Origin of the sequence: Pseudoalteromonas luteoviolacea NCIMB 1942, assembly GCF_001625595.1 — a bacterium.
Taxonomy (GTDB): Bacteria; Pseudomonadota; Gammaproteobacteria; order Enterobacterales; family Alteromonadaceae; genus Pseudoalteromonas; species Pseudoalteromonas luteoviolacea_A.
In genome coordinates, this window is the sequence record NZ_AUXT01000188.1 from 21856 (window position 1) to 35998 (window position 14143).

The following is a 14143-nucleotide window of genomic DNA, read 5'->3' on the forward strand; positions in this document are numbered from 1 at the left end:
CGCATCGTATTGATAACTATTTTCATTTAAGATAAAGGAACATACCAATGCAGTTTGGTTTTTCTCGCTCAGCACTTGCGCTTGCCGTAGCTTGCGCAACGGTCAGTTCACCAGTCGTTTTCGCAGACGATCAACAACAAAAAATCGAAGTCATCGAAGTACACGGTAAAGTGTCTGATGCAGACATGATCATAGACCAAACTGATCTCACACAGCTTCAAGCCAATGACTTATCAGATATTTTTAGGTCCCTGCCTCAAGTCTCTGTTGGTGGTTCAAACCCCATTGCACAAAAAATTTACGTTCGAGGCCTTGAAGATACCATGCTAAACGTCAGTATTGACGGCGCATTGCAAGCCGGCTACTTATTCCACCACCAAGGTCGTTTATCGATTGAACCTGAGCTTTTGAAACAAGTGGATGTTGTTGCGGGTGCTGGAGACGCGACCTCAGGTTCAGGGGCTTTAGGCGGAGCCCTTCGATTCAAAACAAAAAGTGCTGACGACTTACTTGCACCAGATGAGCGTTTCGGTGCACTTTTCAAACTAGGTTACTACGGAAATAGTGATGGGTTTAAAGCCAGCTCTACGCTATATGGCAGAGCGACCGACGACATTGATGTGCTTGTATCTTTGATCAAACGAGATACCAAAGATATGAAAGATGGCCAAGACAAAGAAATTCCGTACTCGGCGTCTGAGCAAGAAGTTGGATTTGCCAAAATTAGTGGTGACTTAACTAGCTCACAATCATTTAGCTTTAGTCACGATATTCGTCATGATGATGGCACACGCTTATTACGAGCACATTGGCATCCAAGCAAAAAGAACTTCCCACTGGCACAAGAAAGCGAACGAAGCACCAGTACACTAAACTACTATTATACGCCGAAAGGCGACTTAATCGACCTTGAGGTAAGTGCTTACAGAACACAGAACTCGATCACGCACACACATCCAAAAGGAAAAGACCGAGCAGGTAATGTAGCTCAAAACACTTATTTTGCTGAATATGACTCAACTGGGTTTGACGCACGCAATACATCAATTTTTGACGCTCACAAGATAGTTGCAGGGCTTGATTATCGAAGTGATGAAGCAATGCTTGAAGATCAAGGGTTAGTTTACGAACTTTCAGGTGTGGAAGAAGGTAAGGTATACGGGCTCTATATACAGGATTACTTTCAAGTAACAGACCAGTTTCAGGTTAGTGCCGGTGTTCGCTTCGATAAATATGAACTAACTGACGACAACAAACAAGACTTCGATTCAAGCGGCTTTAGTCCAAATCTCAATTTAACCTATGAAATCACACAAGAGTTCTCTGTAAATACAGGCTATGCAAAAGCGATTCGTGGTCAAAAAGTAAAAGAGTTATTTGTACTTGGTTACTATGACAATGATAAAAATATGCGTAAAGAAGTGGCAGAAAATGTCGAGCTCGGCTTTAAATACTTAGGCGATAACCTAGTAGTCCAAGCAGACGTTTTTCAGTCTACCATTGACGATGCAGTCTCTACCGCTAAAAACTTAGAATCACAATCACCATATTTGTTCAGTAACGTGGGGGATTTAGAAAACAAAGGCTTTAACATCAATGGTCGCTATAGCTTTGACCAAGCAGCTGTTTCTTTTGCTTACAATAGTAGCAGACCAAAATGGAAGTCTCACATTAATCCAGCTCTTGTAGGGACTGCAATTTCAGACCAAGACTGGTCAATTGGTACCTCCGTTGGTGATACTTTAACGTTAGGTGTTGATTACACTGTAACTGATGTACTTGAAGTTGCATGGCAAGCGCGTTTTGTTAAAAGGCTAGATGACGCAGGTACGTACGTTTGGGACAATACACAGCTCCCAGAAAAAGTCGGCTATAGTGTGCATGATCTAAAGGCAACTTGGTATATAACAAACGATGAAAAAGTAAAACTGGATGTTGCTGTTAAAAACATCTTTGACAAATTTTACTATGATCATGCAACTTATGCAGCGCTCGGACCAATTGATACAGGCGTAGCAGAACCAGGTAGAGACATTCGGGCCACAATTACTTGGCAGTTGTAATCTAAGCTTTAGTGGGGCTAGATAGGTCTGCCCCACTAACACTTCCAGTAAATTCTCTAGCCATCAGACTGTGTAAATCTTGAAACCTTATTTCGGTGAGCTATTTGCTGTAATACGTTGAAAGATACATTTGTAATCAGGCATACTAAAATTCCTTTTAGTATTTTAAATAAAGGAACAATACATGCAGCACAAAGTCCATGTCACTAGTGACAAACATCCCTCAATCAAGGTTTTTATTATTGCTATCGGGGCGATTTTTCTATCTGCATGTGCAGCAACCGATTTAACCTCTCAAAAGGTTAACAAAGAGCAAATTACTGCGCACTGTGCAGGCCAAGTCGAACAACATAACAACCTAACGCTGCTCACCAATGCACAGATCCCAAAAGGCGTCGTTCAGCCTATTGGTAAAGGTGGTCTGTGTACTGCTCAGGTGTTTATTGCCAGAGAGGATGTTACGATATGGCGTGCATGGAACAGTGAGTATAATGGTTCAAAACTCGGTAAATGGTGGACTTTTAATAAGCCGTTGGGCTCTATATCAAAGTATCGTAGAGAGAATGTCATCTGCCCTAGTTACTCTCCTTTAGACATGTTAGTTAGCTGTAAATTAAAGGCTGGCACTGAGGTAGTTGTCGGACCGGGACAAAGTGCACAATGTAGTGAGTATTTCACTTACCCAGCTTCAAAAACCAATCAAATTTATGTCGCAGATGCAAAAAACACTGTAACAGAGTGCCAAACGTATGATGGGCGATTTTCTTGGCAAACCGAACCCACACAAAAAGTACAAGCAACTGACTCACAACTACAATAAACAAATCAAGTGCCGCGCAAGGCTCTCATGTTTCAAACGCAAATACAGCAAGTGACCAATCAAAGTTACTTGCTGTCAGAACTCATTAAAGTAGGTCGATTTTCACTTCAATCCACGTGCCATCTGTGCCACCTTTTCCGACAGTCGTAATCCTAAACCCACACCAGTTATCTGTGTATGTTTGTCCGATGAGTAGCTCAGAATCAGTTTGATCATCTCCCCACCATCTCAGAGTTTTAGAACTCGGTGTCATATCCAACAGATAAGAGGTCGTTTTCCAAAACCGTTTGTCGTTATCGTTTTCAAAATACCCCTGTAGGTTAATCAATACACCATTTTTAGTATCAGGATAATTACGGTTTGTAGTTCGGTATTCAAGCCAGTAGGTATACAAACCATTACCAGATAATGGTTATTGGGGTTACGAATTACAATACATTCTGAGTTGCCAGCCCTTACTGAACTTGAGTCACTTCCATCTAAGCGAGGTCACCCTCCACTTTTAGTGTACAGGATTAAGTTTCCAGATCCATAACCCGTTGTTATCGCGATACTGCTCACGTTATTCGTATCACCAATACTGAAGTAAGTTCGAGAACTTGACGGTAAGCAGATTAGCTTATCGTCTTCGACACTTCGACCTGTATATGGCGATGATGACTTGTATTCATCTTTTAAACTGGCCGCAATAGTATCTCCGTTAAAGGCAATACAAGATGCAATTGCAACAGCCTTAAGGTGCCATTTGTTAACCTTCATGTTGTATGTCCTATGTTGTTTTTACTTTCGCAGAATCGCGAGAGCAAAAACAGCTTAGAACACAACCAATATAGTATATAAAATGCATCATCCAAAAAAATACACATACCAAGCGTAGTCTTTGTACCTATACGGCAATAATGACTTCTTCAAAATATTTAATTTATTCATTTAGCACTTATAGTTGATGAATTATTTTTGTGTTTTACAATTAAAGAAAGCTACAAATTCATAACTATACGGCCAATCTCAACTTTGAAATTAAAAGAACGTTTTGGTGCTTTGACTAAGGCACAACCCCATATTAATAAATCGCTACCCTATTTACGCAGCTTACCTTTTGCTGCTCACATCCGCATTTTTATGCTACTACCCTATTCATTATGTGATGCAACAAAAGTACGCATTAGGCTTGGCTGTAGTTATCATCATTGCCGTCCTATTTTTAACGGCCGCACGATTAATTCAAGGTAAGCTGAGTGTCTGGAAGTGCTTTTTAATTTGTGCAATTGAAGGCGCTATGTTGATATATTTATCCATACAATCGCCAATCATTTCCGTCATTTGGTTACCAGCCTTTCTGGTCGGTATGTTTATGATGTTCCCATTTAAAATGGCTTGCGTAATAACCTGTGGGTTCTGGATAGTTCTCACCTACCTTGGTTTTTTACAGCTTGATGTTGAGCTTGCTTTAAGATCTGCGATGTCGTCGTGCCTCGTTATGATGCTATGTGCAGTCATAGTAAAAACTTACAACGATGCCATCATAATTGCGGAAAGTGTGGCAGTAAAAGACCCGCTAACAGGCGCGCTTAACCGAAGAACATTGGTTGAACAAGTAGAACTAGAATCAGAGTGTGTAAGCCGATATTCTCAGGTTTGCTCTATCATAATGATAGACCTCGATAATTTTAAGATGCTAAACGATAAACTGGGTCACGGTGTTGGCGACGAAATGCTCGTCAGTTTTGTTAAACTAATTAATGAATATACACGCCGTAATGACAAGCTATTTCGCTTGGGTGGCGACGAATTCATGCTTTTATTGCCAAGTATGAATGAAGAAAATGCCTACACATTTATTGAGAGAATACAAAACTTAGTGCCCAGTAAATTAACTATGGGCTCAGTTTCTTTAGGAATGAGTTTTGGTGTTTGTGAAATTACTGCTAACACCTCTGTTGAAACACTGTTAAAGCAAGCAGGTAAAGCACTTTATCAAAACAAACATCAGAGAAAGCAAGAAAATGAGTTTTCTAAATAGAATGCAGACACCTATGAAAATTATACTTTTATTTTTTGAAAAGAAACTTAAATTTTATATTTTAAAATATAAATAAATATTTTAGTTTACTTTTAAAATACGCAACACTAATCTGTAAGAGCAGTTTATCTGGCATAAGGAAATAAAAAAATGAAAGTACAATTAAAAAAGAAAAACCTGAAAAAACTAAATGAGAGCAACCAACTAGCTAACCAAGCAACACCGCAAGTTGCAGGCGGCGGTAAAGAGTACTCTGTATTCCCACAATGTAGGCCTTCAAACCCTGTTATTTGCTATACCGAAGGCGGTTGGCAAGGCTGTGTTCCAAAATAACAAACCAACGCTTGTAAAGGGCTTAAGCCACATTGGTACTGTTGTATGACCTATGTCAAAAAGCCTTTATAACCGTAACTCCTGCGCTTTTGGTTGTTAAATTTGATTTTGCTTCCTTAAGCGCAGCTCTTGGTTTAGCTGCTCGAAACCTACTTCACTTATTTTAAGTACCAAGCTTTGACGTTTTACACTTAACTGTGACACCTGCCTAGAAACTACGTCATATATGCGCCATTGGCCTGTTTCACTTTGTCTAAATTTGAGAATCAATTGTGTATCGCTTTGACTGGCTCTATTGATTTGAATCGCAGCTTCTGCAAATTTACGACCCTTATTAGTTTGTAAGGTATGAAGCGCTATCTCTGAATTTTGATACTCAATCAGTACTTTTGCATACATCTTGATAAGCTGGCTTTCTATCAGTCCTGTAAATTCTGCCATTTGTTGTTGATCTAGGTGGCGCACGTGTTTACCCAACATCTTTAAGGATGAAAATCGCAGATCTAAATGAGGGCTCAGCTCACTGCTCACGATATGTAGAGCCAACTCTTCCCGTTCAACTTCAGGTGCAGCATTTAAACTTTCAATTCCATTTATTAATTGTGTGCTCAACCTTTGAGCTAGCACAGAAAACGGCTCTTGAGCGCTTGCTTCAGAGTTTGATTGGGCGAGCACCTTGGCATTGGTAACTAAGCTCAACAGTAACAAAACAATGATAGTGAACGGGCTTTTCATACTAGCATTCCAAATCAATAAACTTTATAGCTTACATTTTACACCTTATTTTAACGCCCAAAAGGCATCAATTAGCACATTATTGATTCCAATTAAGCACCAATAAGTTTTATCAGTAAAATCTCATAATTACCATATATGTGCAAAATCAACATCAATGAACTGAGTTTATTCATACATATATCAACAAAAGAACGAGAGAAAATACGCAAAAAGCACTAGGTATAATCAATTATGAAAAAGTTCACTGTATTTACTCTTTCACTCTTACTGCCTGCTTCCGTGGTGGCATCAAACAATCATGGATACGGCATACACTATATTCATGGTGAAGGAGACGTACGTGGCGTTAAACTCGCTTATGAATACCACGCAAATGAATACCACGCAGATGAATTATTGCCAGAGGACTGGCGCAATCTCAGTGTTTACTTTGAATCAAATATTAATTTTTGGCGGTTTGGCGACAGTGGAGACTACGACCAAAACCTTGCATTGGCCATGTCGCCCGTATTCAGATATCCAATCGCAACTTACCACAACAAACCTCTGAAAGTTGAATTTAGAATAGGCGTTGCCTTACTTGAAGATACTCAATTTGCAGGGAAGAATGTCAGTACCCATTATCAGTTTGAAGACAGGGTTGGGCTGGTTTATGAGCTCGGTCAAGCTAATGTGGCGTTTAGGTATATCAACTACTCTAATGCTGGGTTTAAAAGCCCAAATCCTAGTCTAGATTTTTTATCCCTTTCTTATTCATCAAGGTTTTAATAGGCGTTGTAATTTTAATATGGGCGGGTTGTTAGTCAACTCGTCCTACAAAGCAATTATTAAACTCCAGAGGGTTCCTAACCAAATGGTTCATATTTTAGCCATAATAGATGCTCAATTTAATTGCTAATAAAATTCCTTTGTGCTTTATATTTATATTGGGAACTATAAATCAAAAAACGTTCTAGAAAATAAAAAGCAATACAGTCAATACCTTGATTCAATATATAAGGAGATAAATAACCGTACATAAAGGAAGAGCTTTTACACCCGCTCTCTTGCTCACCAATGCTAGGCAGAGTTTTGACGGTGTCTTAGCGATGTTTACGCAGCACCTTCACCTAGTTTGAAACAATTTGACGAGAGGCAATTTAACAACCTTAAAAAGTGATCCATTTTAGACGACATACCACAGGAAAACTTGGGACTTCAACAAGTGCTGAATATTCTTAAAGTGTTGGGTATTCAGGTGGTAGAAAGGCACCCTCTTGTGACCAAACAACCATGGGGATTGGATTGCATGTTTTGATATAAAGCGAAAATTGACTAGAACGTGACCAAAAAGCCACATACACACGTGGCTTTTTGGTTAGATTATTCATGCTCTATTTTAATGACCGGTCGCTTCTGCATTGCACTTGTTAACAGTGAAGCTAAGGCGTCTTTGACACAATCAGCATCAAACTCAATCAGCTCTATATCAGGTACTTTAATTTGCCCAGATGTAACATCCGCTAACAGCTTTTGTCCCATAAAACTTAAGTGCTGTTGTGCACATAAGCTGTTTGCAAGCCAAGCACCACCAATTGAGACAACACCAATATTGGGCGCTTTTTCAAAAAGCAGGTCCTCAGGAATATGGCCAAAGCCATTAAGGCAAGCCATACGACCACAGAACCTTAGATGCTTTAAATCTTCAATAAATGACTCACCGCCTGGAGTATTTAACATGCAATCAAAACCACCAGCACCGATTTCGCGCTTAACCTGATCGCACACATTGTCTGACTCGCAATCAAATGCGAAGTCTGCACCGAGTTTACGTAGCCTTTTGTGATGCTGCTTTTGAGCAAAAGCAAACACTTGAGCACCCTTTTGCTTCGCATATTGAATAGCAAAATGAGCAACAGCACCTTGTGCACTATTAATCGCCAACGAATCACCTTCTTCCAGTTTCAACTTTTCTATTGCTAAAAGTGCCGCCATACCAGCATTAGGTAAAATAACAGCGACTTCTGGTGCAATATCGTTAGGCAATTCACACACTGTATGGTTTGGTACCACAGCGAACTCTTTTAACATGCCTTTTTGCGCCAAATTGGCATTAAAAAGCACCCGACTACCCGCTTTTGGAAATACACCTTTGCCCGCTTTCATTACGGTGCCAACTGCATCGAGACCAAGAATATGTGGATATTCCCACTGACTAAAACCATCTCTAGCCATACGAGCATCTAAATGATTCAAAGCGACGTACTCAATGGCCACAAGCAATTCGTTATTGCTTGGCTCAGGCATAGCGTGCTGCGTCATTACTAAGTCGAACTCAGCACCCGGTTTTAGTAATTCTATTGCGTTCATATTCGCTTTTTCGATAGACATAATTACACGTTTCTCCGCAATTGGCGCAATGTGCGAGTATTAAATACTCGCAATAAGTGCCTGAGACCATTGACCGTTGAGCTCACCGTACACATCAACTGATGCATTCAGTAGCTTATTTCGAATGGCCATTTGTGATTGTTGCGCTATTAAAACATCTTGACGCGCATCCAACAACTCAAGATACCCTAACTGCCCTTCTTGATAGCCAGCTGTAGCCTGTTCATACGCCTTATTTGCCGCACCCACTTGAGAGTCGACATACCCAAGTTGTAACTTTATTTGCGCCAGCGCTCGAAGGGAATATTCGGTCTGAGCAAGCACTTTCGTCAATGTCTGACGGTACTCATAATAACTCGCTTCTGTTATAGCTTCTTGCCTGTCCATTTGCGCTAACAACTGAGGATAGCTAAATAAAGACCAATTTATGTTTGGCATAACTTGCCAGCTAGACTGCGTATCATTGAAGTTTGCACCTGTCGGGTTAAGCACGCCAGCAAATGCAGAAAAGCTGATGTCTGGATATAACGCTCGCTCAGCACTTTGTGTTAAAAAGCTCTGCTGTTTTAAACGTGCAACCGCACTTTTAACATCACCTCGTTGCATTAATGCATCTGAGGCAGAGTTTACGTTCACCGATATAGACAACTCTTCAAACTGCGGCTTAGTCAGTGCGGTCAATTCTAGCGCATCAACTTGCTTGTTAACTAGCACCGCAATGGTTTGTTCCACGGCAGCAAGTTCAGTTGCAATTTCTGGGAGTCTCTGTTTATGTTCAAAGTACTGAGATTTAGTTCGATTGAGTTCAAGCTCAGTCGCGACACCTTCTGCCACTCGCACCTCAATGATTTCTATCGACTCTTCGAGTGCATTTAGCTGCTCGACAGTAAGTTGATGTGTTTGCTTTAGTGCTTGCCAGTTTAAGTAACTTTGAATGCTGGTTGTAACCAGCTCTCCTACTAAAGCTTGGTATTGTGCTTGACTAGACTCTGCGCCAGCTGCTGCGGCATCTGCAAGTTTGGCAATGCGCCCCGATAAATCGACCTGCCAACTCAATTCGCCACCCGCAGTAATTGATTCCTGCACACCACCTAGAGGTGATACTAGGCTTGGGGCATTTGCGCGCTGAGCACTTACATTCAAGCTACCTTGTGGCAATCGTGTTCGCTGTGCTTCAGATAATCCTGCGGCGGCGGCGCGCAAACGCGCCGCTGAAGCTTTTAAATTTTGATTCTCTGTTAGAACACCTATAACCAAATTGTTGAGAACAACATCCTCAAGCTGCTGCCACCAGCGGGCTTCTTCCGATTTTGCTACTGACGTTAAACGGGCCATGTTGATTACTTGGTCATTAAACGAATCATGGTTTAATGCAACTTGCGGCTCATAAGAAGTGCTAGTACACCCTATTACACTCGCCATTGCCAAACTTAGCATTGAGATTTTAATAAGTTGCATTTTATTGCTCCTTTGGTGTTACAAGGCGATAGAAAACAGGTGTAAACAGCAGACCGAATACAGTCACACCAATCATGCCAAAGAACACCGCATTACCCATTGCTTGACGCATTTCTGCACCGGCGCCCGATGCCAATACCAACGGTACTACCCCCGCAGTAAATGCAATAGAAGTCATAAGGATAGGACGCAATCTCAAGCGACATGCTTCAATAATGGCTTCAAGGTGTGTTGCGCCTTGTACATGCTTATCTCTTGCAAACTCCACCATTAAAATTGCATTCTTTGACGCCAATGCGACCAGTACAATCAAAGCAATTTGCGTAAATATGTTGTTGTCGCCACCTAGCATGTAAACACCTGCTAATGCTGAGAAAATAGTCATAGGTACAATCAAGATAATAGCTAGAGGCAAACGCATACTCTCGTACTGTGCCGCAAGCACCATAAATACTAAGACCACAACTAGAGGGAACACATAGACCATTGTATTACCAGCTAAGATCTGCTGATAGGTTACTTCTGTCCACTCAAATGCCATGCCTTCAGGTAGTGTTTTTGCAAGTACTTTCTCAATCGCTTGTTGCGCTTGATCTGAACTGTAACCCGGCGCTGGGCTGCCATTTAATTCAGCCGTTACATAACCGTTGTAGTGCATAACACGGTCAGGGCCCGTTGTCGCTTCAACCGTCACCACTGAACCAAGCGGTACCATGTTGCCAGCGGCATTGCGCACTTTTAGATTATTAATTTGCTCTTTTTTGGCTCTAAATTCCGCGTCAGCTTGCGCTTTAACCTGATAGGTTCTGCCAAATAAGTTGAAATCATTCACGTAAACCGAACCGAGATATACTTGCAGTGCATCAAAGACTTCTTGAAGCGGTATGCCTTGGATAAGCGCTTGCTCACGGTCGATATTAATGTCCATTTGCGGTACTTGAACTCTAAAGCTTGAGTAAATACCGGTTAATGCAGGGTCTTGTTGCGCAGCACCAATGGTCGCTTGTAACGCTGCGAACAACGCCTCAAACCCTTGGTTTGCACGGTCTTGAATTTGCAGTTTAAATCCACCCGTTGTACCCAAGCCTAGGATTGGTGGTGGTGGGAATACCGCAACAAACGCTTCGTCAATAACTGCAAAACGCATGTTTAACTGCATTGCAATAGCTTGTGCCGACAAGCTTGGATCATTACGTAGTGCAAAGTCATCCAATGGGGTAAATACAATGCCGCTGTTAGTGCTGTTTGTGAAACCGTTTACCGACAGCCCAGGGAATGCCACTGTATTTGCAACACCCGGTACTTCAAGTGCAATTTCTTGCATTTGACGTATCACTTCTTCAGTTCTGTCTAAACTTGCTGCGTCAGGAAGCTGTGCAACTGCCACCAAATACTGCTTATCTTGCTGCGGAATAAATCCACCTGGAACCGAGTTGAACAATCCAATGGTTGAGCCCACAAGACCTAGATAAACCACACCAACGACCACACTCATGCGGATTAGCTTTTTAACAAGCGCTTCATAGCCTTTGGCACCTTTATCAAACATACGATTGAACGGCTTAAATAACCAAGCGCCAAATAGTTTGTCTAACACACGTGTAAGCCTGTCTTTTGGTGCATCGTGCGACCTCAGTAAAATGGCTGACAGCGCAGGAGATAGCGTCAATGAGTTAAATGCTGAGATCAAAGTCGAAATCGTAATCGTCAACGCAAATTGCTTGTAAAACTGGCCTGATAAACCGGTGATAAATGCTGTTGGAATGAATACCGCACACAATACAAACGCAATGGCAATGATTGGGCCCGTTACTTCAGTCATGGCAATTTTGGTCGCCTCATATGGGCTGTGGCCATCGGCGATATTACGCTCAACGTTTTCAACTACAACAATGGCGTCATCAACGACGATGCCTATTGCTAATACTAAGCCAAATAGAGACAGTGTATTGATAGACACACCTAATAGTTGCATCACCGCAAAAGTACCAACCAGAGAAACAGGTACCGCAATTAATGGAATAATAGACGCGCGCCATGTTTGTAAGAATACAACCACGACGACAACAACAAGAAGAATGGCCTCAATAAGCGTTTTAATTACCGCATCAATTGAACCACGTACAAACACAGTCGGGTCGTAAGCGATCTCATAAGTCATGCCTGCTGGGAAGCTCTTTTCAAGGCGTTGCATAGTTTCACGCACATCATCCGAAAGCTCTATAGCATTAGTACCCGGACGCTGGAATACAGGCATTGCAAGCGCAGGCTGATTATCTAACATCGCACGCAGTGCATAGTTTTCTTGGCCAAGTTCAACACGCGCAATGTCTTTTAGGCGAGTTAAAGCGCCATTATCACCCACTTTAATGATAACTTTTTCAAATTCTTCGATGCTTTCTAAACGTCCTTTTACATTTAGAAGGATCTGGAACTGATTTTCTTCTGGCGTAGGTTGTGCCCCGAGAGAGCCTGCTGCAACCTGTTGGTTTTGAGTACGTAATGCGTTCACAACGTCTGATGCAGTTAAGTTGCGCGCCGCAAGTGCATCTGGGTCAAGCCAAACACGCATAGAATACTTCGCACCGCCAAATAGCTGCAAGTCACCGACCCCTGGTAAGCGCTTTAGCTCATCTTTGATATAAAGGTCAGCGTAGTTTGCCATGTATGCAGTATCTTGCTCACCATTAGGGGATACCAAGTGCACAACCAGTGCTAAGTTTGGAGAGGACTTTTGTGCAGTCACACCTAAACGTTGTACCTCTTGTGGTAAACGAGGCAAAGCGTTGTTTACACGGTTTTGAACCTGTACCTGAGCTTGGTCAAGGTCTGTACCTAACGCAAATGTGACAGTCAGAGTTAAACGGCCATCACTAGTTGCTTGCGAACCATGGTACAGCATGTTTTCCAGCCCATTAAGCTCTTGCTCAAGGGGGGTTGCCACAGTTTGGGCAATGACTTTAGGGTTTGCGCCAGGGTATGTGGCATTAACAACAACCGTTGGTGGAACCACTTCTGGATATTCGCTGATCGGTAGTTGAAACAGTGAAATCGCGCCGGTGATGATAAATATCATCGACAGCATGGCCGCGAATATCGGTCGATTTATAAAAAAATGGGAAAATTTCATGACGTTCTCTTAGTTTGCAGCGCTCAATAAAACTGGTAAAGACTCAGACTGCTTCAGTACAAATTGAGTATTTTCAAACGCTAAGTTCACAGGGTTAGGCGTGATAGGCATACCAGGTCCCACTCTCGCTGGGCCGTTTATAGCAATGCGGTCGCCTTCGACTAAGCCAGCTTTAATAGCACGATATGCACCGTATCGTTCGCCAAGCTCCACTAAGCGATATTGCAATACGTTGTTTTCATCTATGGTCAATACAAAACGATTTTTAAGATCAGTACCAATTGCTCGCTCTGGCACAATAGCCATTATTTGTGGGTCTTGCGCACCAATTGAAATACGAGCAAACGCCCCCGGTTTCAGGTTGTGCTGCTGTGCATCGAAAACCGCTCGCACACGTAAAGTACCTGTTGTAGGGTTGATTTCGTTATCGATGAAGTCTAGCTTGCCTGCAATCTGCTTTGTTTCACCTAGGCGTTGCAGCTGCACTGTTACTTCATCTTGTGCGGTTACGCCAGCAAATTGGCGACTCCAAGTACGCTCATCTACATCGAAATAGGCATAGATCTCTTCATCTGAAACAATCGTCGTCAGCTCTGTCTCGCCGCCTTTTACATAGTTGCCTTTGGTTACAACTGCGCGCGAAATTTTACCGGTGATTGGTGCTGAGACTTGGCTGAACTCTAGATCAAGAAAAGCGTTTTGCAGTTGAGCTTCAATTGCATTTTTATTGGCAATTGCACTGCGTAGTGTTGCGTTACGCTGCTCTGCTTCTTCTGTTGAAATAGCCTTTTTAGTGACCAGTCGATTGGCACGTTGCGCTTCACCGCGCGCCTGCTCTAACGCAGCATCTGCGCTGCCAAGCTGCGCTTTAAGGGTATCGATTTGCGCTTCAAAAGACCTTGAGTCTAGACTAAATAATAGTTGTCCTTTACTGACTCTTTCACCTTCGGTGAACGCCATTTTCTCAATTTGGCCAGATACGCGAGGTTTCAAAACAACGCGCTCAGGGGCCTCTAAACGTGTAGTAAACGTATGCCAAGACTGAACTTGTTCCAATTGTACATTAGCAACGTCAATGGTTAGCGGTGGCGGCTGCTGTCCTTGCTGTGCATTAGACTGACCACAACCACTTAACACAAGTGCGAGGGCCACTGCACTTAGAGTAAAACCTAACTTTTTCATTTTTTGCTCCGCTGGGAATTTGGTAT

General features: G+C 42.2%; 12 protein-coding genes. 5 read left to right on the plus strand and 7 right to left on the minus strand.

Features of this window, described 5'->3' with window-relative positions:
• The first annotated feature begins 47 nt into the window (after window positions 1–47).
• A complete protein-coding gene (locus tag N482_RS17845) occupies window positions 48–2063 on the plus strand; it encodes a TonB-dependent receptor domain-containing protein (RefSeq protein ID WP_063378331.1) in 2016 nt (671 codons plus the stop codon).
• Between the two features lie 184 nt (window positions 2064–2247).
• Window positions 2248–2883, plus strand: coding sequence for a hypothetical protein (locus N482_RS17850; protein WP_063378332.1), 636 nt, complete (start codon window positions 2248–2250; stop codon window positions 2881–2883).
• A gap of 85 nt (window positions 2884–2968) precedes the next feature.
• Here N482_RS17850 and N482_RS25725 read toward each other — a convergent pair whose 3' ends face one another.
• Window positions 2969–3277: a hypothetical protein gene (locus tag N482_RS25725; protein ID WP_063378333.1), complete on the minus strand. Its 309-nt coding sequence runs from the start codon at window positions 3275–3277 to the stop codon at window positions 2969–2971.
• A 95-nt stretch (window positions 3278–3372) separates the two neighbouring features.
• A complete protein-coding gene (locus tag N482_RS25730; protein ID WP_063378334.1) occupies window positions 3373–3642 on the minus strand; it encodes a hypothetical protein in 270 nt (89 codons plus the stop codon).
• Window positions 3643–4030: 388 nt separating this feature from the next.
• On the opposite strand from N482_RS25730, the gene N482_RS17865 reads away from it, so the two are divergent.
• Together N482_RS17865 and N482_RS17870 are read left to right on the plus strand one after the other, a co-directional pair.
• Window positions 4031–4906, plus strand: a complete 876-nt coding sequence (locus tag N482_RS17865; protein ID WP_063378335.1) for a GGDEF domain-containing protein — start codon at window positions 4031–4033, stop codon at window positions 4904–4906.
• A gap of 150 nt (window positions 4907–5056) precedes the next feature.
• On the plus strand, window positions 5057–5239 hold the full coding sequence (locus N482_RS17870; RefSeq protein WP_063378336.1) for a hypothetical protein: 183 nt from the start codon (window positions 5057–5059) through the stop codon (window positions 5237–5239).
• Window positions 5240–5335: 96 nt separating this feature from the next.
• Here the strand turns inward: N482_RS17870 and N482_RS17875 are convergent, their stop codons facing one another.
• A complete protein-coding gene (locus N482_RS17875) occupies window positions 5336–5974 on the minus strand; it encodes an ABC transporter substrate-binding protein (protein WP_063378337.1) in 639 nt (212 codons plus the stop codon).
• A 234-nt stretch (window positions 5975–6208) separates the two neighbouring features.
• Here N482_RS17875 and N482_RS17880 point away from each other — a divergent pair, with 234 nt between their 5' ends.
• Window positions 6209–6745 (plus strand): acyloxyacyl hydrolase, encoded by a 537-nt coding sequence (locus tag N482_RS17880; protein ID WP_063378338.1) that lies wholly within the window; start codon window positions 6209–6211, stop codon window positions 6743–6745.
• Between the two features lie 594 nt (window positions 6746–7339).
• Here N482_RS17880 and N482_RS17885 read toward each other — a convergent pair.
• The 4 genes from N482_RS17885 to N482_RS17900 are packed head-to-tail and all read right to left on the minus strand — an operon-like array spanning window position 7340 to window position 14117.
• Complete coding sequence (locus tag N482_RS17885) at window positions 7340–8347, minus strand: zinc-binding dehydrogenase (RefSeq protein WP_063378339.1); 1008 nt, start codon at window positions 8345–8347, stop codon at window positions 7340–7342.
• 39 nt (window positions 8348–8386) lie between these two features.
• Complete coding sequence (locus tag N482_RS17890; RefSeq protein WP_063378340.1) at window positions 8387–9805, minus strand: TolC family protein; 1419 nt, start codon at window positions 9803–9805, stop codon at window positions 8387–8389.
• A gap of 1 nt (window position 9806) precedes the next feature.
• Window positions 9807–12935, minus strand: a complete 3129-nt coding sequence (locus N482_RS17895; RefSeq protein ID WP_063378341.1) for an efflux RND transporter permease subunit — start codon at window positions 12933–12935, stop codon at window positions 9807–9809.
• A gap of 9 nt (window positions 12936–12944) precedes the next feature.
• Window positions 12945–14117 carry an efflux RND transporter periplasmic adaptor subunit gene (locus tag N482_RS17900; RefSeq protein ID WP_063378378.1) on the minus strand — a complete coding sequence of 391 codons (1173 nt, stop codon included), beginning with the start codon at window positions 14115–14117 and terminating at the stop codon, window positions 12945–12947.
• Window positions 14118–14143: the final 26 nt, after the last annotated feature.

What these genes read in the sequence shown, in the direction of transcription:
- N482_RS17880 (WP_063378338.1), top strand. Translation starts at nt 6,209, where the DNA reads ATGAAAAAGTTCACTGTATTTACTCTTTCACTCTTACTGCCTGCTTCC.
- N482_RS17895 (WP_063378341.1), bottom strand. Translation starts at nt 12,935, where the DNA reads ATGAAATTTTCCCATTTTTTTATAAATCGACCGATATTCGCGGCCATG.
- N482_RS17870 (WP_063378336.1), top strand. Translation starts at nt 5,057, where the DNA reads ATGAAAGTACAATTAAAAAAGAAAAACCTGAAAAAACTAAATGAGAGC.
- N482_RS17845 (WP_063378331.1), top strand. Translation starts at nt 48, where the DNA reads ATGCAGTTTGGTTTTTCTCGCTCAGCACTTGCGCTTGCCGTAGCTTGC.
- N482_RS17885 (WP_063378339.1), bottom strand. Translation starts at nt 8,347, where the DNA reads ATGTCTATCGAAAAAGCGAATATGAACGCAATAGAATTACTAAAACCG.
- N482_RS17890 (WP_063378340.1), bottom strand. Translation starts at nt 9,805, where the DNA reads ATGCAACTTATTAAAATCTCAATGCTAAGTTTGGCAATGGCGAGTGTA.
- N482_RS17900 (WP_063378378.1), bottom strand. Translation starts at nt 14,117, where the DNA reads ATGAAAAAGTTAGGTTTTACTCTAAGTGCAGTGGCCCTCGCACTTGTG.
- N482_RS17875 (WP_063378337.1), bottom strand. Translation starts at nt 5,974, where the DNA reads ATGAAAAGCCCGTTCACTATCATTGTTTTGTTACTGTTGAGCTTAGTT.
- N482_RS17850 (WP_063378332.1), top strand. Translation starts at nt 2,248, where the DNA reads ATGCAGCACAAAGTCCATGTCACTAGTGACAAACATCCCTCAATCAAG.
- N482_RS17865 (WP_063378335.1), top strand. Translation starts at nt 4,031, where the DNA reads ATGCAACAAAAGTACGCATTAGGCTTGGCTGTAGTTATCATCATTGCC.
- N482_RS25730 (WP_063378334.1), bottom strand. Translation starts at nt 3,642, where the DNA reads ATGAAGGTTAACAAATGGCACCTTAAGGCTGTTGCAATTGCATCTTGT.